The organism is Streptomyces sp. NPDC033229, assembly GCF_055576875.1.
Genome location: NZ_JBVIQR010000047.1, coordinates 14,294 through 34,605 on the forward strand (window position 1 = coordinate 14,294; position 20,312 = coordinate 34,605).

General features: G+C 66.4%; 18 protein-coding genes and 1 riboswitch. Of the genes, 10 read left to right on the forward strand and 8 right to left on the reverse strand.

Features of this window, described 5'->3' with window-relative positions:
• Nucleotides 1–36: 36 nt before the first annotated feature.
• The 6 genes from ACZ53N_RS30395 (at nucleotide 37) to ACZ53N_RS30420 (ending at nucleotide 8,413) form a co-directional block, all read left to right on the forward strand.
• Nucleotides 37–462 (forward strand): very short patch repair endonuclease, encoded by a 426-nt coding sequence (locus ACZ53N_RS30395; RefSeq protein WP_469144044.1) that lies wholly within the window; start codon nucleotides 37–39, stop codon nucleotides 460–462.
• Between the two features lie 138 nt (nucleotides 463–600).
• Nucleotides 601–2,139 (forward strand): ATP-binding protein, encoded by a 1,539-nt coding sequence (locus tag ACZ53N_RS30400; protein ID WP_469144018.1) that lies wholly within the window; start codon nucleotides 601–603, stop codon nucleotides 2,137–2,139.
• On the forward strand, nucleotides 2,129–3,106 hold the full coding sequence (locus ACZ53N_RS30405; RefSeq protein WP_469144019.1) for a PD-(D/E)XK motif protein: 978 nt from the start codon (nucleotides 2,129–2,131) through the stop codon (nucleotides 3,104–3,106). Before ACZ53N_RS30400 ends, ACZ53N_RS30405 begins: the two co-directional genes overlap by 11 nt.
• Nucleotides 3,107–3,151: 45 nt before the next feature.
• Nucleotides 3,152–6,139 carry a Z1 domain-containing protein gene (locus ACZ53N_RS30410; protein ID WP_469144020.1) on the forward strand — a complete coding sequence of 996 codons (2,988 nt, stop codon included), beginning with the start codon at nucleotides 3,152–3,154 and terminating at the stop codon, nucleotides 6,137–6,139.
• A gap of 70 nt (nucleotides 6,140–6,209) precedes the next feature.
• Entirely contained in the window at nucleotides 6,210–7,160 is a 951-nt protein-coding gene (locus ACZ53N_RS30415; RefSeq protein ID WP_469144021.1) for a DNA cytosine methyltransferase, read from the forward strand.
• Nucleotides 7,161–7,228: 68 nt separating this feature from the next.
• Nucleotides 7,229–8,413 carry a DNA cytosine methyltransferase gene (locus ACZ53N_RS30420; RefSeq protein WP_469144022.1) on the forward strand — a complete coding sequence of 395 codons (1,185 nt, stop codon included), beginning with the start codon at nucleotides 7,229–7,231 and terminating at the stop codon, nucleotides 8,411–8,413.
• Here ACZ53N_RS30420 and ACZ53N_RS30425 read toward each other — a convergent pair.
• Genes ACZ53N_RS30425 through ACZ53N_RS30435 form a run of 3 tightly spaced genes read right to left on the reverse strand, consistent with a single transcriptional unit; the run spans nucleotide 8,388 to nucleotide 12,390 of the window.
• Nucleotides 8,388–9,323 carry a DUF6339 family protein gene (locus tag ACZ53N_RS30425; protein ID WP_469144023.1) on the reverse strand — a complete coding sequence of 312 codons (936 nt, stop codon included), beginning with the start codon at nucleotides 9,321–9,323 and terminating at the stop codon, nucleotides 8,388–8,390. The two genes, ACZ53N_RS30420 and ACZ53N_RS30425, sit on opposite strands and share 26 nt — an antisense overlap.
• The gene (locus ACZ53N_RS30430; RefSeq protein ID WP_469144024.1) at nucleotides 9,320–10,294 is read right to left on the reverse strand and encodes a hypothetical protein; all 975 of its coding nucleotides are present in this window, start codon (nucleotides 10,292–10,294) and stop codon (nucleotides 9,320–9,322) included. The genes ACZ53N_RS30425 and ACZ53N_RS30430 overlap by 4 nt, the downstream gene beginning before the upstream one ends.
• Nucleotides 10,291–12,390 carry a helix-turn-helix domain-containing protein gene (locus tag ACZ53N_RS30435; protein WP_469144025.1) on the reverse strand — a complete coding sequence of 700 codons (2,100 nt, stop codon included), beginning with the start codon at nucleotides 12,388–12,390 and terminating at the stop codon, nucleotides 10,291–10,293. Before ACZ53N_RS30435 ends, ACZ53N_RS30430 begins: the two co-directional genes overlap by 4 nt.
• A gap of 251 nt (nucleotides 12,391–12,641) precedes the next feature.
• Between ACZ53N_RS30435 and ACZ53N_RS30440 the strand changes: the two genes are divergently transcribed.
• From ACZ53N_RS30440 to ACZ53N_RS30450, 3 genes are all read left to right on the forward strand, one after another.
• The gene (locus tag ACZ53N_RS30440; RefSeq protein ID WP_469144026.1) at nucleotides 12,642–12,791 is read left to right on the forward strand and encodes a hypothetical protein; all 150 of its coding nucleotides are present in this window, start codon (nucleotides 12,642–12,644) and stop codon (nucleotides 12,789–12,791) included.
• Nucleotides 12,792–12,971: 180 nt separating this feature from the next.
• A complete protein-coding gene (locus ACZ53N_RS30445; protein ID WP_469144027.1) occupies nucleotides 12,972–13,163 on the forward strand; it encodes a DUF397 domain-containing protein in 192 nt (63 codons plus the stop codon).
• A gap of 153 nt (nucleotides 13,164–13,316) precedes the next feature.
• Nucleotides 13,317–13,526, forward strand: a complete 210-nt coding sequence (locus ACZ53N_RS30450) for a DUF397 domain-containing protein (protein ID WP_469144028.1) — start codon at nucleotides 13,317–13,319, stop codon at nucleotides 13,524–13,526.
• Here the strand turns inward: ACZ53N_RS30450 and ACZ53N_RS30455 are convergent.
• Nucleotides 13,472–14,050, reverse strand: a complete 579-nt coding sequence (locus tag ACZ53N_RS30455) for an N-acetyltransferase (protein ID WP_469144029.1) — start codon at nucleotides 14,048–14,050, stop codon at nucleotides 13,472–13,474. The two genes, ACZ53N_RS30450 and ACZ53N_RS30455, sit on opposite strands and share 55 nt — an antisense overlap.
• Before the next feature lie 125 nt (nucleotides 14,051–14,175).
• On the opposite strand from ACZ53N_RS30455, the gene ACZ53N_RS30460 reads away from it, so the two are divergent.
• A complete protein-coding gene (locus tag ACZ53N_RS30460; RefSeq protein WP_469144030.1) occupies nucleotides 14,176–14,475 on the forward strand; it encodes a hypothetical protein in 300 nt (99 codons plus the stop codon).
• A 50-nt stretch (nucleotides 14,476–14,525) separates the two neighbouring features.
• On the opposite strand, the gene ACZ53N_RS30465 is transcribed toward ACZ53N_RS30460, so the two are convergent.
• The 4 genes from ACZ53N_RS30465 to ACZ53N_RS30480 form a co-directional block, all read right to left on the reverse strand.
• A complete protein-coding gene (locus ACZ53N_RS30465; protein WP_469144031.1) occupies nucleotides 14,526–15,470 on the reverse strand; it encodes an aldo/keto reductase in 945 nt (314 codons plus the stop codon).
• 75 nt (nucleotides 15,471–15,545) lie between these two features.
• Complete coding sequence (locus tag ACZ53N_RS30470; protein ID WP_469144032.1) at nucleotides 15,546–17,048, reverse strand: MFS transporter; 1,503 nt, start codon at nucleotides 17,046–17,048, stop codon at nucleotides 15,546–15,548.
• 181 nt (nucleotides 17,049–17,229) lie between these two features.
• A complete protein-coding gene (locus ACZ53N_RS30475) occupies nucleotides 17,230–18,519 on the reverse strand; it encodes a M23 family metallopeptidase (RefSeq protein ID WP_469144033.1) in 1,290 nt (429 codons plus the stop codon).
• Between the two features lie 10 nt (nucleotides 18,520–18,529).
• A riboswitch (cyclic di-AMP (ydaO/yuaA leader) is annotated at nucleotides 18,530–18,698 on the reverse strand.
• A gap of 212 nt (nucleotides 18,699–18,910) precedes the next feature.
• A complete protein-coding gene (locus ACZ53N_RS30480) occupies nucleotides 18,911–20,254 on the reverse strand; it encodes a PP2C family protein-serine/threonine phosphatase (RefSeq protein ID WP_469144034.1) in 1,344 nt (447 codons plus the stop codon).
• Between the last annotated feature and the right edge of the window lie 58 nt (nucleotides 20,255–20,312).

A 20,312-nucleotide genomic window follows, 5' to 3' on the forward strand; every position in this document is an offset into this window, starting at 1 on the left:
GGGAATCACCGCCGGCACAATGGTCACGTGCCCGTCATGCCTTCCACGCCAGGCGTCTCCGCCCGCATGAGCCGCCAGGCCAGCCGAGACACCAACCCCGAACTGGCCGTACGGCGCCTGCTCCATGCATCGGGGCATCGCTACCGTCTACAGCGGTCGGTACCCGGTTTGCCCCGTCGAACTATCGACATCGCGTTCCCCAAGGCCAAGGTCGCAGTCTTCCTCGACGGCTGCTTCTGGCACGGGTGCCCGGAGCACGCCACCAGCCCCAAAGCCAACGCCGATTGGTGGCGCCAGAAGCTGGACCGCAACATCTCCCGTGACCGAGAGACGACTGCTCACCTGGTCGCGGCCGGCTGGACGGTGTTGCGCTTCTGGGAACACGAGAACCCGGTCGCTGTCGCCGCAGACATCGCTGCAGCAGTCGCCGCAACGCATGGATCTGATAACGAGCAGTCCTAGAGGCGGCGAGGGTGGGGCATGCCGTGACCTGCGTCCCAAGAATCGAATCCGAGCACCAACGCCACTATTTAAAGTGCAACCATCGTGACAGCGAGTGAATCCCCGTCTCCCAACCGGACCGGACACCAAGGGCTGCAGATGACCGACTGGAAGTTCGACGTCCCCACCACCGGCGCCAAGCGTCTCCCGCCGGATTCCCGATATGTGCAGGCGTTGAGCAGTCAGGGATACGGCTTCGAGGTAGCCATCGCCGACCTCGTGGACAACTCCATCGACGCGGGTGCGAACGATGTCGTCATCCACTTCCTCCGGGACGGTGATCAATTGGTCTCTCTCCTGGTCGTCGATGACGGGCGTGGCATGGACGACCAGGCGCTCGACATCGCGATGACGGTCGGAGGGCGCCGCGACTACGGGCCCAGAGCACTCGGCATGTTCGGTACGGGCCTGAAGTCCGCCTCGCTTTCGCACGCGAACGCCGTCTCAGTCATCAGCACGACGAAGCGCACCAGGACAGTAGGCCGCCGTTGGCTGATGGAGCATGCGCGCTCCGACTTCCAGTGCGACATTGTCGATCCGGACTACGCCCAGGCCTTGATCGACCGGTACGACAACAAACGCCCCATCGAGTGGCAGGGAACCGTCATCCGTTGGGACGGCGTCAAAGATTTTCCCAAGCACGGTGGCGGCGGCCAGACCGACCGGTACCTGCAGCGGACCATCAACAAGTTGGGGCTCCACCTCGGCTTGTATCTTCACCGCTTTCTCGCCCGCGACAACTTCAATATCACGATCGCGGTGGAGGACGTCCGTACCCGCAGGGTCTACCTGGACTTCGGCGTCGAGCCACTGGACCCGTTCGGCTACCCCGTGACAGGTAGCGCCGACTACCCCCGAAGGTTCACCGCCACCATCCCGGGCCTGGACTCGAGCCTTACGCTCGATGCCCACGTCTGGCCACCGAAGTCCAACCTCGACGAGTACCGTGCCGTCGGTTCAGTGATCGATCGCCAGGGCTTCTACTTCTACCGTAATGATCGCCTTGTGCAGGCCGGAGGCTGGAACAACTACCGCCAGCCCGAACAACATCTCTCCCTTGCTCGAGTTGCCGTGGACCTACCCCCCGAGCCGGGTGACCTCTTCCGTCTTACGGTCAAGAAAGCCGGTGTGGAGACATCCCCGGAGTTCGTCACCGCGTTGGAAAAGGCCACCGATCCGGTTGGACGTCCGTTCACCCAGTACCTCAGTGACGCGGAAGCCGTCTACAGGGAAGCCCGCAAGCGGTCCGGAACCGTTCGCAAGCCGGTGATCGGTCCGGGACGTGGCATCGCCCCAGAGGTCCGCGCCACCATCGAAGAAGAGCTTCCACTGATGCCGGGTGAGGAACCGATCTCGATCCTGTGGCAGAGGCTCAACAGCAACGTGTTCTTCGAGCTCGACCGTGAAGACCGCATTGTCACGCTCAACAGCCACTATCGCCAAGCGATCCTGGGTGGTCGGGCCGGAACTCTCAACGATGCGCCGCTGCTCAAGTCACTGATGTATCTGATGCTGCACAAAAGCTTCGAAAAGGAGTACAGCGGCTCCCGGGAGAAGGACAACCTGCAGCTCTGGCAGTCGGTTCTTGTGGCAGCCGCACGCAGCGAACTCGACCGAGTCGCCGATCATGACAGCTGATTCGCGGGCCTCCTGGTCCGAGGTGGAGGAGTACCTGGCGTCGGGTCACGGAGTCTCCTTCCCCCTGGCCGGCCCGGCGTCCCCTCGCGTCGACTACGTAGTGACGGATGACCGCGACATCGCACTCCACCTCCAGTTGGGGCCCAGGCAACGACTTCCCCGCTCTCAGCATCCTCTGATCCGCGTGGAGGAGATCGCCCACCGGGGACTCCGTATGGCTCGGCTGCGGACGACTCAAAGGGAGTTGCTCCGCGACTTCCACGACCTGCTGTGCGCAGTTGCCGACCGTGTCACGGTGGACGGCCGCACGCCCGAGCAGGCATTCGGGGAAACCGTCCGAGCTTGGCGCGCTCTGCTCGACAGGCCCCGGGAACTCAGTACGGAGAAACGAATCGGCCTGATGGGCGAGCTTGCCGTGTTGGCCAACCTGGCCCGGTTCGACGGATGGGCGAGCGCGGTCGAATCGTGGAAGGGCCCCTTGGGCGAGGAACACGATTTCAGCCCCGCCGGGTACGACGTGGAGGTGAAGACCACCGCCTCCGAGAAGCGGGTGCACTCCATCCACGGTCTCGACCAGCTCACCCCCGCCCCCGGACGCCCCCTCTGGTACGTCTCCATCCAGGTAACCCGAGGCGGGCGGGACGGAGTGACTCTCAACGACTGTGTGGAGTCCGTGCAGCGCAAGGTGGCCGAACAGGCGCCGGGCGCACTCGACCGCCTCGACCTGCTTCTGCATCGGCTCTCCCTGCCTCAGGGCCGGGACGACGAGCGGTGGCGGTTGCGCAGCAAGCCACTCGTCATATCCGTCGACCGTCCTTTCCCCCGCTTGGACCGCTCGGTTCTGGACGGACTGGCCCCCGGCGTCGCCGATCGGATCGACACCATCGACTACCGGATCGACGTCACGGGGCTGGCGCCTTCTCCGGACCTACCGGCTGCCCTTTGTGACGGGTTCGAGTTCGCATAAGCGCACCGGCACCCTCCGTCTCATGACCATCCGAGGAGAGACCGTATGACCGTGAGCAAGATCGCCTCACTTCAGACACTCCTGTCCTTGCATCACACCGTCCTGGCCGGGATGCAGGCGGGCGTCCCCATGCCTCTGTCAGAAAGCATCGAGTTCTACGCTCGCATGCAGTCCGCCGTAGTGGACTCGTCCGAAGCGACCTTCCGTGACGCCCTTGCCGGCGACAGCGAGGAGGCGGGCGCTCTATTGCGGTTGTGGCGCAAGCAGCTCACGGAATGGGACTACGCAGCTGGCGCTGCCACCGACGTCTGGTGCGCAGGCACCGAGGCCCGCACCGACGAGCGCCGCACTATGGTGTTCGACCGCCTCGGCCTGGAACCGGCAACGCGCAAACTGCTCGACACGGAGATTCCCGTGAACAAGCAGACGGGTCCGGTCGTGATCAGCCGGGAGTACGCCCCGTGGCGCGGGCGGGGTGCCCCACGGGGCACGGACTGGTACTGGCCGGCCTATGAGCGTTACCTGCGCGACTCCAAGGGCTGGTCGGACGGCAGGGTGGCGGACCTGGGGGAAGCTGCCGAACGCGTCGTGGAACGACTGGCCGATCCCACATCTGCCGAGGCATACCAGTCCAAGGGGCTGGTCGTCGGGTACGTCCAATCCGGTAAAACCGCCAACTTCACAGGTGTCGTGGCCAAGGCCGTCGACGCCGGCTACCGTCTGGTCATCGTTCTCGGCGGCACCCTCAACCTGCTGCGGGGCCAGACTCAGCGGCGGCTCGACATGGAACTGGTCGGCCGGGAAAACATCCTGCGCGGCACCATGGAGACCGAGTCCGACTACGCCGACGACCGTGATTGGTTGCGCGGCCGCTTCCTCAGTCATGCCGGCCTGCCTTCCGAACGAGGCGGATTCGACATCGAGCGGCTGACGACGCGCGACGACGATTACAAGTCCCTGGCCCAGGGGATTCGCGCACTCGAGATCGAGAAGCGGGAGAAGTCACTCCCCCTGTACGACCCACGCAATTTGGACCAGGCCGCTGCCCGCTTGATGGTGGTCAAGAAGAACAAGTCGGTACTGACCAAGCTCGTCAAGGACCTCAAGAAGATCAGCGGGCTACTCGGTGAGATCCCGACGCTCATCATTGATGATGAATCGGACGAGGCGTCCGTCAACACCACCAACCCACGCCGCAGCGGCAACGCCGAGCGCACTGCCATCAACGAGAAGCTCTCCGAGTTGCTCGAGCTTCTCCCACGCGCTCAGTACGTCGGTTACACCGCCACTCCGTTCGCCAACGTCTTCATCGACCCCAGCGATTCGACAGATATCTTCCCCAAGGATTTCCTGATCTCTCTGCCACGCCCGAAGGGCTACATGGGGGTGCAGGACTTTCACGACCTCGACTCGCACATCCCCGAGGACGAGCGCACCTTCGCGAACTCCAATGAGCTGGCCTATATCCGGTCGATCGACGCAGCCGAGGAGGAGGACGACGACTCCTCACTACGTCGCGCCATGGACATGTTCGTCCTCACCGCAGCGGTGAAGATCTACCGGGAGTCGCAGGACCCGCACGTGCCGGCGGAGGCCTACCGCCACCACACCATGCTGGTCCACGAGTCCCGGCTCACCGCCGATCACCGTGAGCTGAAAGGGCGCCTGCTGCGCCTCTGGGACGAATCCGGCTACACGAGCGCCAGAGGGCATGAACGCCTCCGAGAGCTCTTCGAGTCCGACCTGCTCCCGGTGTCCCGTGCGCGGGCCGACGGCTACGCCGTGCCCGGCAGTTTCGACGAGCTCGCCCCCTACATCGGTGCCGCGACAGCCCGTATTGGCGGCGATCTCAACCCTGTCATCGTTGTGAACGGGGACAAGGACATCGAGCGTGGCGAGGCCGACTTCGAGCGACGGTCCATCTGGAAGATCCTGCTGGGTGGTCAGAAGCTCTCCCGCGGCTTCACCGTCGAAGGCCTGACAGTCTCGTACTATCGGCGTCGCGCGGGCAACGCCTCCGCAATGATGCAGATGGGGCGCTGGTTCGGGTTTCGTGCGGGCTACCGCGACCTGGTCCGCCTGTGGATCGGACGCAACGAATCAGCAGGCGCCAAGGAACTCGATCTCTATGAGGGCTTTGAAGCCATCTGCCGCGACGAGGAGTCCTTCCGTGATCAACTCGCGAAGTATGCAGTGCTTGTCAACGGCCACCCCCAGGTCACTCCCGCCCAGGTGCCGCCTCTCGTTTCCCAGCATCTGTCATGGTTGAAGCCGACCAGCCCGAACAAGATGTACAACGCCCGTCTGATGGAGGTGCGCTCGCCGGGCGAATGGCAGGAACCAACTGCCTATCCCACCCAGTCGGCGGCACTGCGGCACAACACTGGGCTTTGGGCGCCGGTTCTTGAAGGTCTGTCGGCCACTCCCACGGCCTTCGCCCACCGTGAGGCAGCAACCGGAAGGCTGCACAAATTCAGCGCGCTTACAGGGGTTCTCGCACCTCATGATCTGCTCGTGCTGCTCCGGTCCCTGAAATGGGGAGTCGAACAGCAGTTCGCACCCCATCTGACCTACCTCGAAGCGATCACAAAGGTGACCGGTCAGGTGAATGATTGGCTCGTTCTCGCGCCACAGCACTCCACCGGAGGAAAACGTGCCGCCCTTGCGTCGGACCGTACCTTCTCCTGGTTCGGTCGCGATCGGCGTCGCGGCCCTCTCTTCGGCGCCATAAGCGAGCCGAAGCACCGCCCCGCCGCCCACCGCATCGCCGGGGCTTTCCCCTCCTGCGGTGACACCGAGACCGAGCGGTACGTCGCCGAACGTCGCGGGGTGGTCACCCTGTACCCCGTGGTGGAGTCCGAATATCGGACAGCGGTCGCGGAGACCGGACGTCTCGACCCCAGCAGGCTGGTGATGGCCTTCTCGTTCATCGCCCCCGCCTCGGCGACAGGAACCGACAACAAGGTGGTTCGTTTCACGACCATCAATTCATCAGACGAACCGATCATCGAGGTTCAATCTCGAGGTTTTTAGAGGCAATCCTGTCGCGGCATGCACCTATTTGAATCAGTACTGGTCCCAGGGAAAGATAACGATGCCCCCTATGCGCTTCACATCGTTCGAGATCTGCGCAGGTGCGGGTGGACAGGCACTCGGCCTGGAGCAGGCAGGCTTCGATCCGGTGCTGCTCATCGACAACAATGATCACTGCTGCAGGACCTTGCACCGGAACCGCCCTCACTGGGACGTCCTGCAGGCCGACGTCATGGAATTCGACCCTGCAGAGCACGACAAAGTGTACGACGTGGATCTACTGAGCGGTGGACTTCCACGCGTAAAATCCGCCGCGACCATTCAGCGCGCAGATTCGGACATCGAATGGAAACTTCTTCAAGCCGCGGTATGGATGGCCCATTCCGTACAGCCCCGCGCCGTGTTGCTCGAGAATGTGCCCGAACTGGTCACCTCTGAGAAATATGCATCGGACCGTGAGTGGATCGAGGAATGCCTGTCCGACCAGGGATACCGCTGCTCGTGGCAGGTGCTCAACTCAGCCGACTTCGGAGTCCCGCAATACCGAAAGCAGGGCTTTCTCGTGGCTCTGCGTGAAGCCCACCACTCCGCCTTCCACTGGCCCGAGCCCAATGGCACGGCCGCTCCGACAGTCGGTGAAGCCCTCGGCGCCTCCATGGCTTCCAGAGGTTGGCCCGGAGCGAGCGCCTGGGTCGCGGCCGCGAACAGGCCTGGCCCTGCCCTGGTAGGGGGCTCGGACAAACGCGGTGGGGCGGACCTTGGGCCTACCGGACAGAAGAAGGCGTGGGCCCGGCTGGGGGTGGAGGGCAAGAGCATCGCCGACGACGTCCCGGGGCCCCATGACCCGATCGACCTCCGGCCGATGCTCGACGTCCGACAGGCTGCCACACTCCAGTCGTTCCCCGCTGATTGGACCTTTCACGGACGCAAGACCTCCGTCTATCGCCAAGTGGGGCACGCCTCCCCTCCGCCTGTCGCCGAAGCCGTGGGCAAGCGGATCGCGCAGGCCCTGAGCGGATGACAACACAGCGCCCCAGGCGGGGCGGGTGGGTTAGTGAACCACCCGCCCCGCCGGCTACACTCGTCGACATGGCCGCCGACAGCACCACCGAACCCATCAGCATTGTTGATCTCTTCGCTGGATGCGGTGGCTTCACTCAAGGGTTTCATTCCCTCTCGACAGCAGGCTCAGAAACTCCGGCCTTCCGCTCGGTCGCCGCCGTCGAGCACGATATCGCCGCAGCATCCACCTACGCCTTGAATTTCGCCGAAGGGGCGGGTGGCATTGACCACATCCACGCCGGTGACATCGAGACGTGGTTTCCTGAAGAACTTGGCATTCAGGCCGAAGTGATCCTCGGCGGGCCTCCTTGCCAAGGTTTTTCCGGGCTAGGCAAAGAAGATGCCGACGATCCGCGAAATCAATTGTGGCGCGAATACCTGCGCATCGTGAACACCATTAAGCCGAAGATTTTTGTGATCGAGAACGTGGACCGCTTCCTGCGGTCCCCTGAGTTTGCCCTACTGCACGCTGCGACGGAGAAGCCCGACGGGGATCTGCGCGACTACCGACTCGTCGAGTTCTCAGTCCTCAACTCGGCCGACTTCGGTGTCCCACAGGCCCGTCGGCGGGCAATCGTCATCGCGGTTCGACGTGACCTGCAGGGCCTGGCGGAACTCCGGTATCCGCCGCGTACGCACGCGAAGAACGCTGTGGCCGGCGACTCGCTTCTGACCGGGACCGAAATGTTGCAGCCCTGGGTGAGTGTCGGCCCGGAGGTTTTCGCGAAGACTCCTTACTGGGCGCTCACCACGTCACTCCCCGCCGGCAGCTGCGCCCCACTCGGGAAGAGTCTGCCAGGGGTTTTCGAAACCACCGATCTTCATGTCGGACGCCGCCCGGTCGAACTGTCGGTACGGCGCTACATGTCCATTCCTCCCGGCGGCAACAGACACGACATTCCCGACGAACTCTCCACTCCAAACTGGATCGCTCATCGGACCGGTTCACACGACGTCATGGGACGCATGTACTGGGACCGACCGTCCGTGACCATCCGCACGGAGTTTTACAAACCTGAGAAGGGGCGCTACTTGCACCCCACTGCCCACCGGCCGATCACGCACTACGAAGCGGCACTGATCCAGGGCTTTCCTCCTGAATTCAAGTGGTGCGGCAGCAAGGTCCAGATCGGGCGGCAGATCGGAAACGCCGTACCTGTCGGGCTGTCACGGGCCATTGCGGGGGTCATTCACCAAGCTTTGCGAGGCTGACGCCGCCTCGTGACGCGCTCCCCTCTGCTTCCTTGCGCTGGCGGACGGGTGCCGCCCGCAACAGTTCCTCGAAGTAGCTCGTCAGACGGTCGACGGATTGTTGTGGAACAGGGCCGTCGTCCGGACCCTCAGGCAGTCGGTCCCACGGCACGGACGCACTCCACTCGGCATCCCTGATCCAGCCCATGAGGCCGTCGAGATGCAGTGGTTCGTCCGGGGCGAGCACCTCGTACATCAAAGTGGATCCTGCCGCGTTGACGGCTGAGGACAACGCATTCACTTTGTCGCCGAGAAGCGACGTTTCGGCTGCCGTCAAAGACTCGAGGACGCGAACCAGGGCGCGCGCGGTGGGGCGATGGTCGACGACAGAGAGCCGCAGCGTCGTGTTCACCATGTCCTGATTACTGCAGGCCACCTCCGCAGGCCTGTAGTCCTCTCCGTCACGGAACATCTCGGCAGCCCACCACAACCTGGCAAAAGCTTGTTTGTAGTGCGGGCCGAAGAAGCGATCTCCGGTCGCGGACGGGCTGCCGCCGTCCTTGCCGGCAGCCCCCTTGTGCCGCCACACGACATAGTCCGGGGCAACAATCATGGCAAGGTAGCCCCACAGCTCCGGCTCGGCTGCCTCGGCCCGGGTCATCCTGATCGTGGCATGCAACCGTGGAGCCAACCAGGCATCCGCCCGTGTCCGTCGATCGGCGAATCGTCTCATCGCTTCATCGAGGAGCACCCGGACGGGAGCTATAGCCCACCTGACCCCGGAGTCGGACATCGGCTTGCTCTCACGGATCAGGGCTACTCGTGGCGGCTCATCGACGCCACTGCGCACCCCTTCGGTGAGATATCTGCTCACAATGGGCCCGGGAAGCAACGCCAACTGCTCCGGAAGGTACGTGTCGGTCCGGCTCATCGGCGGGCCCCCTCATCAACACGATCGAGTACGCGCACCGCGTCTCTCAATCCCTTCGCCACCTTGCTGCGACGAGCTGCTGCGTACTGGATACTCGCCTGCATCTCCGACCAACTCTGACCGTCGTTCCGCCGTTTGTGTACTTCGTGCAGAGCGCTCTCCAACGATGCCGCAGGTACGACCTCCGGAAGCATGGACCGCAGGACTGCCCCTCGCCACCCGGAAGGAAGGCGGGGAGTTCCGTCCTCGTCGAAGTCGAGGTCGGTGACAGCGGAATGGAACATGGCCGTCCATGCTTCCTCTGCGATCTGGGCTGCTACGACGTCCCGCATGGCCTTCTCCACCGGGCTGCCGGATCCGTTCAGGAGATCGATGACGCCCTCGAAGGCAGTGTTGAGGCGTACGGTCGGCATCTCACCTGTCGCGTCCACCAACCACGGTGCCTCCTTGTACGGCCTGAGCCATTGCTCGGGCCCGTCACGGAAATCGATCTCAATGATGTTCAGCTCCCGCTCGCGACGGGGTTCACGCGCGGCCAGGTCCAAGTACCACGGCCTCTCCGTGCCGCCGATCACCCGTCCGGGTACGCCTCCGACGGTGGCGACCACAGAGGCAGTCAGCACTGCTCGATTACGGTGCATGGCCCGGGTCATGTGGACCCTGCCCGTCCAGGCCCCTTGCGGTGTGGGCGCGAGCCGCGTCACCGAGCGCGCGTTGGTGGCGCCTTCAGCGAGCACCGCTACACACACCACGTCTTTCCAGGGGCCTTCTGCGATCTCCCGTTCCGGCAGCGTGACACGTACTTCGAAGCGGGCTTCGTCCCAACGCGCGCGCTCGACCTCATGCAGCGCGACTGTCTGCTGTTCTCTGGAGACCCTGGAGTACGGGAGGTCGTGACCGTCGATCCTCGCACTCGCGACCTCCAACCGGACGTCGCCTGCCAACGTGCGGTAGGAAACCGTAGACCTCATGCCATTGCTCCACGGGCCGTCTGGAGATCGACGACGAGTCGTGCCAACGTGGCCGGCACAGGGTGACTGGCCGGGTCGGTGACACCAGAGAAGTAAGCGCTTCTCACTCCGGGCTCGATACGTAGAATTCCGTTCTCGATCCGGCAGTTCTCACCTGCCGAGAGTTCTGCCCACGCCAACACAGGCCGGCCTCCCGACCGCACATCGAACTTTGCAACAGGCGTGGCCAACCAGGGATCGTCCCGCTGCGGCACTCGCAACTCCGCCTCGATGTGCCAAGCTCCCGTCTCGTCCACAAGAGCGGACAGACCACAGATTGTCGGCGGGCTCTCGCTTCTCCGACGGCTGACCTCGACGCCCAGCCGCAACCGCTCCCTGAGAGCCGCCGGGCCGGTGTCATTTCGGGACTCCTTACGACCGACGATGCTGCGGACCGCGTTGTCCATCGCGCTACGAAACTCCGCAAGACGCGTCAAGGCGCCACGTGCGTAGACAGCTGCCAGCTCGTCCGTCCGGTCCCACTTGTTGTGCTCGGGTGGCTCGGAAGCACGGAGGAAGGCTTCCGCCAGTCTGACGTCCTCCCCCTCCCGCCCAGTCGCGTAACCGGCGAGAAGGACAGCCTGGAAGGGGTCCGTGCCGAGCGGAATCTCACGCGGTCGCCGTGTCTCAACGGTCATTCGGTTGCCGCGCATGCACACCAGCCTGTTGTACTCGTTGTCGGCGCCGTCGGCGGGAGTCACCAGCAGCACCGCTTCGTGCGACACGCCTTTCCCTGCCGGGGCACCGTCGGTACGCAGGGGAGGAACGCGCAGTTCCACGGTGGTGAGAGCTACCTGATCACTGGCCGTCAGAACGTCCACTGTCTCGCGGTCCAAGTAAGCCTTGAGCGCCCGCGTCTCCGCAGGGCGATGCGCGTGGGGATCCACCCGCTCCTCGGGAATGACCTCCTTACCGTTGCGCAGCGCCGTCACCGAAGACTGAAGCAGTGGCAACGTGGAGCGCCCAGAAGTCATGGCTGCCCAAAAATTCTTCGCCAGGGCACCAACGAGTTTTGCATGCATGTCCGCCAGACCGAGGGAGTCCTTCTCCGCATCGTCACCGGCATCGTGGGCGCCGACGATCAGGAACGAAGTACCCGGTTCGGCGTTCTCACGTTGCAGATACAAGCGCTTCGTCGTCTCCTCGTCCGCCCACCAGGACCGGGAGACCCCCTTGTAGGCGGGGACGGTGTCGGGCTCGCCCAGCCACGCCGGGCCGGCATACGGAACGCCGTCGACCTCACGCCACGGCAGGTCCAACCGCCCGATGAGCCGCCGCTCGGTCCGCCCTTCGTGCGGCTGCGAGAGTGTGCTGTTCATCAGCACCAATCCCAACCGGCTCGTGGCCCAGAGCGTTGCCTTGCCCAGGCCATAGGAACCTCCGGCCCGCCCGCCGTTCTCCTTGTGACTATCGAGTTGCCGTCGCACGACAGCAGCAAATCTGCCGTCGTCGTACTCGGAACCGGTCAGCCCCGATGCGTTGTAGTCGTCGATGCGGAGCAGCAACAAGCTGCTGGTGTCACGGAGCCGCCGCAAGCCCTCGGCCAGCACCCGGCCGACCTTCTGCGGGTGCTGCGCCGCCGCGTCGTAATGAGCTTCGAGATCATTCCAGTGCAGAGCCTCGAGGAAGTTGCTGAGGTATTCGCCCGTGAGCTCGTGCAGCGTGTACCGCACACGTACGGGGCGACTCTGGTCAAGCCTCTCATCAAGACTGTTCTGGGTGGCCTCGCGCGCCAGGATGGCCAGATCCGCGTCGAATGCGAAGGCTGCGGCGTTGCCGAACTCCCGTCCGCCATCGGCATGGGCCCTCCGGTGGTACCACCTGGCGGCCATACCTCCTGGCTCCGGTTCACCCATTGCCGTCGTCGCGCCCGGCTCCAGTTGCAGAAACTGCTCGATGGCTCGCAGCTTGTCCGCCCGCGGCATGGCCCGGTTGTTGACCCACGCCGAGACTGCGGCGCGACTCACATCCAGAGCAGCAGCCAACTGGCTCTGGCTGACCTGCTTCCTCTGGAGTTGTCGTTCGAGCCAGGCGCCGAAGGTGTTGGTCTCGCTCATGGTGCTTCTCCGCATCGCCGCACTGTGCACATCAGCACCACTGAGGTTAACTTTGACGCTTGAGCGGCGTCAATTTCCAGTTGACGACTTGGCGCGCGCCCCCGCGGCATCATTCCTGACGGCCGGCATTTTACGCCGGCATTTTGTAAACCCAGGGTTGACGGCGCCGCCGGGGAGGGTGCTACGGTTCCTGACGTCCCACCAGACGATCACTCCAACCCCTAGGGGTTCCTGCCTGGAAGGCTGCGCTCATGGCCGAGCAGAATCGCGTCGAGTACACGGTCGAGGTCGACGAGGAGAGCCCGTCCTCCGTCACCGTTCATCACGCGAAGGGGGGCACCTCGATCATCGTCGACCCGGGGGCCGATACCGTCCGTATCTCGTTCAACCGCGCCCTCTAGGCACTACTGGGCCCCTTGCGAGCGCACAGACGGTCGCCCTGTCTCCCTCCGGCAAGTCCCCAGCCGGAGGGAGAAGCGCAAAACGGTCCCCACAGAGCCCGACATCTTCCTCAAGCCTTCGGGTGACCCGGCACAAGGCCACGCCATATCGTTCACCGCGTCCGGCAGCGGGCATAACAGGTGCCGCCCCAAGCCGTAGCGGCGACCTCCGCCCTCATCGAACGTGCCCTCAGGGAGTGCGTCGAGATCGCCTCCCGATCGCACCACTCCGCCATGCGCAACTCCAAGAACCCTGATGGCACCGTGCTCGTCTCCTCTCGCAAGGCCTGTGCGGACTTCGTCCGGGCCACGAGGATCGTCCGGCTCGGCTGAGAGCTCCCCATCACTCCTGTTACTCGGGCCCAGGACGACCGCTATGTCGTTCTCCGAGCCGGCAGCGGATGCAGCATGTGACAGCCACAGCGGCGGTACCTAACCATGGAGGAGCGAGCAGCCGAATCCCGAGCGTGCTATGAGGGAGGTGTCATGTACCGCAGGCCTCCGGTGGTAGCCACAGACGCATGGTTCAAGTCCTCGTACAGCGGGGCCGGTACGACGGAGTGCGTCGAGACCGCCTTCCGCACGCACCACACCGCCGTCCGGGATTCCAAGAACCCCGACCGCGCCATCATCTCCTTCCCTCACCGCGCCTGGGCCGACTTCGTCGGGGCCATACGGATGGGGCGGCTCGACTGAGGGCGGGTGCCGCCGCCGCAGGCGGCCGGGTGGGTCGGGGACAGGAAGACCGCTATGTCGTTCTCCGCGCCCGGCAGCGGGCGTAGTTCGTGCCAGCCCAGGCGGTGGTACGTCGCCATGGTGGCCGAGGCTTTGCGGGCGGTGAGGAGCCAGGAGCGGGCGGCGGGGGCGTCGGTGGTGAGTTCGGTGAGGAGGCGGCGGCCCAGGCCGTTGGCCCGGGAGCGGCGGCGGACGGCCAGTTCGTCGACCTCCAGGGCGCCCATCAGCAGGTCGGTGACCCGCTCCGGGCCCAGCTGCGCCGTGACCTTGCCGTACGCCCGCGCCGTCGGGAACGGGTGCTGCGTGAGCCAGCCCGTGGCGAAGCCCTCGATGCCCGCCGACGACTGGGAGACCGCCGCCCGGAAGCCGAGTCGTTGTGCATCAGTGGTGAGGCGGGTGCGGAAGTGACGAACGGATTCCTCGTCCTCGTTCCACGGGGGTGCCGTGAAGACCTCGGCGTACGCCTCGACCAGCGCATCAGCCAATCTCAGGACATTAGGCCCGTACCAGATCACCTGTGCGCTCCTCGGGTCGAAGCCTCCCTCAAGTACTGAATCTACGCGGCGTTAGCCTCTTGGGACCGAGCTTTTCCTTAGCCTGGAGGTGCCTTATGGGTCGGATTCCGACGTCTGTTGTAGCCGCGAGCGGGCTTGTGGGTGGTTACGGCGTTGCCCGCTGGACCAAGCAGCGGCCGCTCGGCGGGGTGGCGCTGGCCGCCGCCGGGGCCGTGGCCGCGCGGCAGTGGGCGCGGTCGGCCGGGGCCGGGAAGGCCGCCGCGCTGAGCGGGCTGTACGTCGCCGCGTTCGCCGGGTCCCATCCGCTCGCCAAGAAGGTCGGCGCCTGGCCGTCCGTCTTCGCCGTCGCCGGTGGGGTCGCCATCGCCTCCTGGGCCGTCGAGCGCAAGGGTTGATCAATAGGGCGCGGGCCGGGGCCTTCCGCCCCGGCCCGTAACCGTTCCCCTTACGCCGACGCCTCCGTCAGACGCTTCAGCTCCGTCTCCGTCAGCGTCACGTCCGCCACCGCCAGCAGCGCCGGCAGCTGCTCCACCGTGCGCGCGCTCGCCAGCGGGGACGCGACCGTCGGCTGGGCGTTCAGCCAGGCCAGGGCCACCGTGGCGACCTCGGCCTCGTGGGCCGCTGCCACCTCGTCCAGGGCCGCGAGGACGCGGCGGCCGCGCTCGGACTCCAGGTGCTTGCCGGCGCCCTCCGCCCGTGCGCTGTCCACGGTCCTGCCCGGACGGTACTTGCCGGTGAGGAAGCCCGAGGCCAAAGCGAAGTACGGGACGGCCGCCAGGCCGTGGCGGGCGGCGACGTCGGCCAGGTCGCCCTCGTACGTGTCGCGCGAGACCAGGTTGTAGTGGGGCTGGATCGCGGCGTACTTCGCGAGCCCGGATTCGTCGGAGAAGGCGAGGGCCTCGGCCAGCCGGTCCGCGGTGATGTTGGAGGCGGCGATCTCGCGGACCTTGCCCTCCTTCACCAGGGCGTCGAGGGCCGTGATGAACTCCTCCACCGGCACCGACGGGTCGTCGAAGTGCGTGTAGTAGAGGTCGATGTAGTCGGTGCGCAGCCGCCGCAGCGAATCCTCGACGCCCGACTTGATGGCGTTCGCGGACAGCCCGCGCTTCTCGGGTTGGCCGCCGCCGACCTTGGTGGCGAGGACGATGTCGGCGCGGTTGCCGCGGGAGGCGAACCAATTGCCGATGACGGTCTCGGATTCGCCGCCCTCGTTGCCCGGTGCCCACACGGAGTAGATGTCCGCGGTGTCGATGAAATTGCCGCCCGCCGCCACGTAGGCGTCGAGGACGGCGAAGGACTCCGCCTCGTCGGCCGTCCACCCGAAGACATTGCCACCGAGGGCGAGCGGGTGGACGGAAAGGTTGCCGATCTTCTTGTGAATGTCAGCCATGGGGACACACAACGCCCGGGCAGAAGTTCGTATTCCGTCCGGTTCCGGTTCCGGTACGCCCTCGCGCGGGCCCTTTCAAGCCTCCGCCGTCACCGCCCCCGCCTCCGGCGTCGGCGGATCCGGCGGCCCCGGAGGCGACGACTTCGTCGCCGTCGACAACGGCGCCGCGATGTCCTCCAGCGAGCGGCCCTCCGCCGGTACGGCCAGGAACGCCGCCACCAGCCCGGCCAGGCACATCAGCGCCGCACCGATCTGGAAGGCCAGGACCGTGTCGCCGACGACGCCGCTCGCGGTCAGCGAGGAGAACAACAGCGGGCCGCTGATGCCGCCCGCCGCCGTGCCCAGGGCGTAGAAGAAGGCGATCGCCATGGCCCGGGTCTCCATCGGGAAGACCTCCGACACTGTGAGATAGGCGCTGCTCGCGCCCGCCGAGGCGAAGAAGAGGACGACGGCCCAGCAGGCGGTGAGGGTATTCGCGCTCAGATGGCCGCCGTCGAAGAGCGCGGCCGTGCCGAAGAGGAGCACACCGGACAGCAAATAGGTCGACGAGATCATGATGCGGCGGCCGACGGTGTCGAAAAGCCTGCCGAGGAACAGCGGACCGAGGAAGTTACCGACCGCTATCACCGCGAAGAAGTAGCCGGTGCGGGACGTGGACACGTCATAGAAGGTGGTGAGAATGGCCCCGAAGCCGAAGGTGATCGCGTTGTAGAGAAACGCCTGGCCGATGAAGAGCGCGAGGCCGAGAACCGCCCGTCGCCGGTACTGGGAGAAGACCGTGCGGGCGATCGTGCCGAAGCCGATGCTCTCGCGCTGGTGGATCGTGATCTGCCGCGTGGGTGGCGGCAGCACCTCGCCCTTCTCCATCTCGATGCGTTGCTCGATGGAGGCCACCAGCACTTCTGCCTCTTCACCGCGTCCATGGATGAAGAGCCACCGTGGGCTCTCGGGCACATGGCGCCGTACGAGCAGGATGGCCAGCCCCAGGACGACGCCGAAGCCGAAGGTGATCCGCCAGCCGAGGTCGGCCGGGAAGATGTTGGTGTCCAGCATCAGGATGGACAGCAGCGAGCCGCCGATCGCGCCGAGCCAGAAGCTGCCGTTGATGATCAGATCGACGCGGCCCCGGTAGGTGGCGGGGATCAGCTCGTCGATGGCGGAGTTGATGGCCGCGTACTCGCCGCCGATGCCGAAGCCCGTCAGGAAGCGGAAGAGGAAGAACCACCACGTGGAGAAGGAGAACGCGGTCATCGCGGTCGCCGCCAGATAGACGGCGAGCGTGATCATGAAGAGCTTCTTGCGGCCGAAGAGGTCGGTGAGCCGGCCGAAGAAGAGCGCACCGACGCAGGCACCCGCGACGTACAGCGCCGCCGCCAGGCCCGTGACCTGCCCGGAGGTGATGGACAGGCCGCTGCCCTTCTCGGAGAGACGGCCGGCGATATTGCCGACGACCGTCACCTCCAGACCGTCCAGGATCCAGACGGTGCCGAGGCCGATCACCACCGTCCAGTGCCACCGGGACCAGGGCAGCCGGTCGAGGCGGGCAGGCACGGAGGTGGTGATCGTCGCATTCGTCACACACCCCGAGTTCCCACTCGAACCTGAAGCATTCGCGGCAAAGGTGTGGTTATCGGGACCGATTATCGACGTCGTACGGGACTGGGCAGCAGGCGTAGGGCTTCTACGTTCGTACGAGCTCTTTCCCGCCTTCGCCCCTTACGAACCGCATCCAGCCCTTACGGATGCGGGCCTCGGCCCCTTAAGGCTGCAGGCCTCGGCCGCGCAGCCACGACAGCGGGTCGACCGGCGAACCGCCGCCGGGCCGGGTCTCCAGGTGCAGGTGGGGGCCCGTGACGTTGCCGGTCGCGCCGACGCGGCCGATCACGTCGCCCGCCGAGACCTGGCCCGAGGTGACCACCATCGAGGACAGGTGGCAGTACCAGATCTGGGTGCCGTCGTTCAGCGTCAGCACGACGCGGTAGCCGTACGCGCCCGCCCATCCCGCACTGGTGATCGTTCCGCCGCCGACCGCCTTGACCGGGGTACCGGTCGGGGCGGCGAAGTCCGCGCCGGTGTGGTTCGCGGACCACATGTCGCCGGCCTGGCCGAAGCCCGCGGTCAGCGTGTACGAGCCGACGGGGAGGGAGTACGAGCCCGAGCTGTGGCCGCTGCCACCGTCCGAGGACTCCGACCCGCCGTCACTGCCGGATTCGCTCGAAGATTCGTCAGAAGATTCGTTCGAAGACTTCTCGGCGGCCTTCTCGGCCGCCTTTTCCGCTTCCGCCTTCTTCGCCTCGGCCGCCGCCTCGGCTTCCGCCTTCTCCTTCTCGGCCGCGGCCTGCTCCGCCTTCTCGGCCGCCGCCTTCCGGTGGGCCTCGGCGGCCTTCTTCGCCTCGGCCTCGCGGGCTTCCTCGTCACCGAGGTTCTGCTGGTGCTCGGCCTGCTGGAGGATGCGGGCGCGCAGCGCCTCGCCGGCGTCGGACGTGCCCCGGGCCGCCTCCTCGGCGGACAGTCCCGCCTGGGTCAGCGGCTGATCGGCGCCGGGTGCCTGCGCCGCGGCGGAGCCGGAAGCGGAGTCCGTCTTCTTGTGGTCGTCATCCGCCAGCAGCGCACCGAAGCCGGGGATGTTCTGGGCCACGTCGGGCACGGATATCGGCGCCGCCGGGCGGTCCTGGGCGGTCGCCATGCCGCCCGCGCCGACCGCCGCGATCACGCCGACGCCGAGGACCGCACCGCTGCGGGCCATCGTGCCGCCGCGCTGCTTGACGACGCGGTGTCTGCCACGGATGGGGGCGACGGACTCCGCGGTGGGGTTCCACACGTCCCCGGGCTCCCCGGCCGGCTCGGCGGCGGCCATGGGGGTCACGGTGGGTTCCACGGCAACGGCGGGCTCGGCCGCGGGTGTCAGGGGAGTCATGTACGCGGGCACGATCGAAGGCTCCGGCGCGTAGGTCCCGTACAGCTCGGACGGCTCCGGCTGCTCGTAGGACCCGTACGGGCCGTACGACTCGTACGGACCATCGCCGAGGGCAGGCTTGTTGGACGCCACGAGGGCGACTCCTTTCCTTCCTTCTCGCCTACCGGGTTAGCTGACGGGTTCGGAACAGGAAGGTCTCCTACGGGCCGGAGTACGGCCCGATTCACCCCAAGTTTGGTGGTTCCCCGGTTCCCGGTTGTCGCTGGTGGTGCAGGTGGTGCTGTGCCCGCGGGATTCGGCGAAGGCGCACGGTGCCGCCTCTTGCGGCGGCTGTGACGACCGCGCTGCGTTATCGAACGTTAATAGACATGGCTGGCGGATTCCAAGCTGAACGCCCGAACCCACCGGCTTTCGGGGCCTACTTCACAGGACACGCGGGCTTCACAGGAGGCGAGTTACTGCGCGCTACCGGAACACCACGGAGTTGATCGACCGTCAGTCGATATCCGCGGCGCGCACCGATTCAAGATCGATTACGGTCGCCAGGAGAAGCGACGGGAGAAGTGGTGGGAGGAACGGCAGGAGACGCGTGCGAGGAAACGTGTGTCCGCGTGGACGTCACGGTCGCGGTGAGGGTGCCCCGCGCGGCGGCCACGGGGTGGTGGAGGCCGTCACCGCGCCGGATCGCCAGCAGGGCCATGTCATCGGCCGTGTGCCCGCCCGAGTGCTGCGCCACGTCCGCGGCGAGTAGGTCAACAAGCGCGTCCGGGCTCCGGAACTGCCTGCCGCGCAGCCGCTCCTGCGGGACGTAGAAGACGCCGTCCGCGTCCCGGGCCTCCGTCACCCCGTCGGTGAACAGCAGCAACGTCGAACCCGCCGGGAACTCCCGCTCCTCCGCCCGGTCCGGCCACCCGCCCAGGTCCCCCATGCCGAGCGGCAGCGCGGGCACCTCCGGATACATCTCGGCCACCCGCCCGTCGGCGTGCAGCAGCAGCGGGGGCGGGTGGCCGCGGTTCACCAGGCGCAGCGTGTTCGCCCCGGGCGGCACTTCCGCCAGCACGGCGGTGGTGAAGCCCTCGGCCTGATCCAGGTTGGCGCGCCGTCTGCCCTCCCGCCGCAACGCGTGCTCCAGCCGTGCGGCGAGCGCCTCCAGCGTGCGCTCCTGCTCGGCGGCCTCCCGGAAGGCGCCGATCACCACCGCGACGGCCTCCACCGCGCCCAGGCCCTTGCCGCGTACGTCGCCGACGATGACGCGCACGCCGTGCGGGGTGTCCTGGACGGCGTAGAGGTCGCCGCCGATCCGGGCGTCGGCCTGGGCCGCCACGTAGCGCGCGGCGACACGCAGCCCGGCGATGCGGGCCGGCGGCGTCGGCAGGACCGCGCGCTGGGCGGCCTCGGCGATGCCGCGCACGGAGGCAAGCTGCTGGTCACCGTGGCGCACGATGCGGTTGAGGCCGAGGGCGAGGAGCGAGACGGCCATGACCGTGGTGACCTCGGTCGCGGACTCGGCCGTGTCGTGTACCCGGTGGTAGACCGCGAGGGTGATGGCCGCTCCCACGGCCGCCAGGGCGGTCGCCGCGGTGGCGCGCAGGGACAGCAGGGCCGCCGCGATGAGGGGGGCGGAGCAGAAGAAGGGGGCGTAGGTGAAGCGGGGCGGGGTGAAGTAGTCGAAGGCGGCGCCGCCGACGATCAGGAGGGCCGGGAACCATCTCGCTGCGCGGCGGGCCGTGGTCCAGTGGGACTCCCCGCTGTTCCGCGGCGGCGGGTTCCACGGGGGGTTCGAAGCCGGGCCTCGGGCCGGGCCGCAGGCCGGTTCACGTGCCGGGTCGCGTGTCGAAGCCGACCCGGGCTCGCCTCGCTTCCCCACCGTGCTCTCCTGACCGGCCGTCCCGCGCGTATCCCCTCAGCCTCGCGTGCGACGCTCG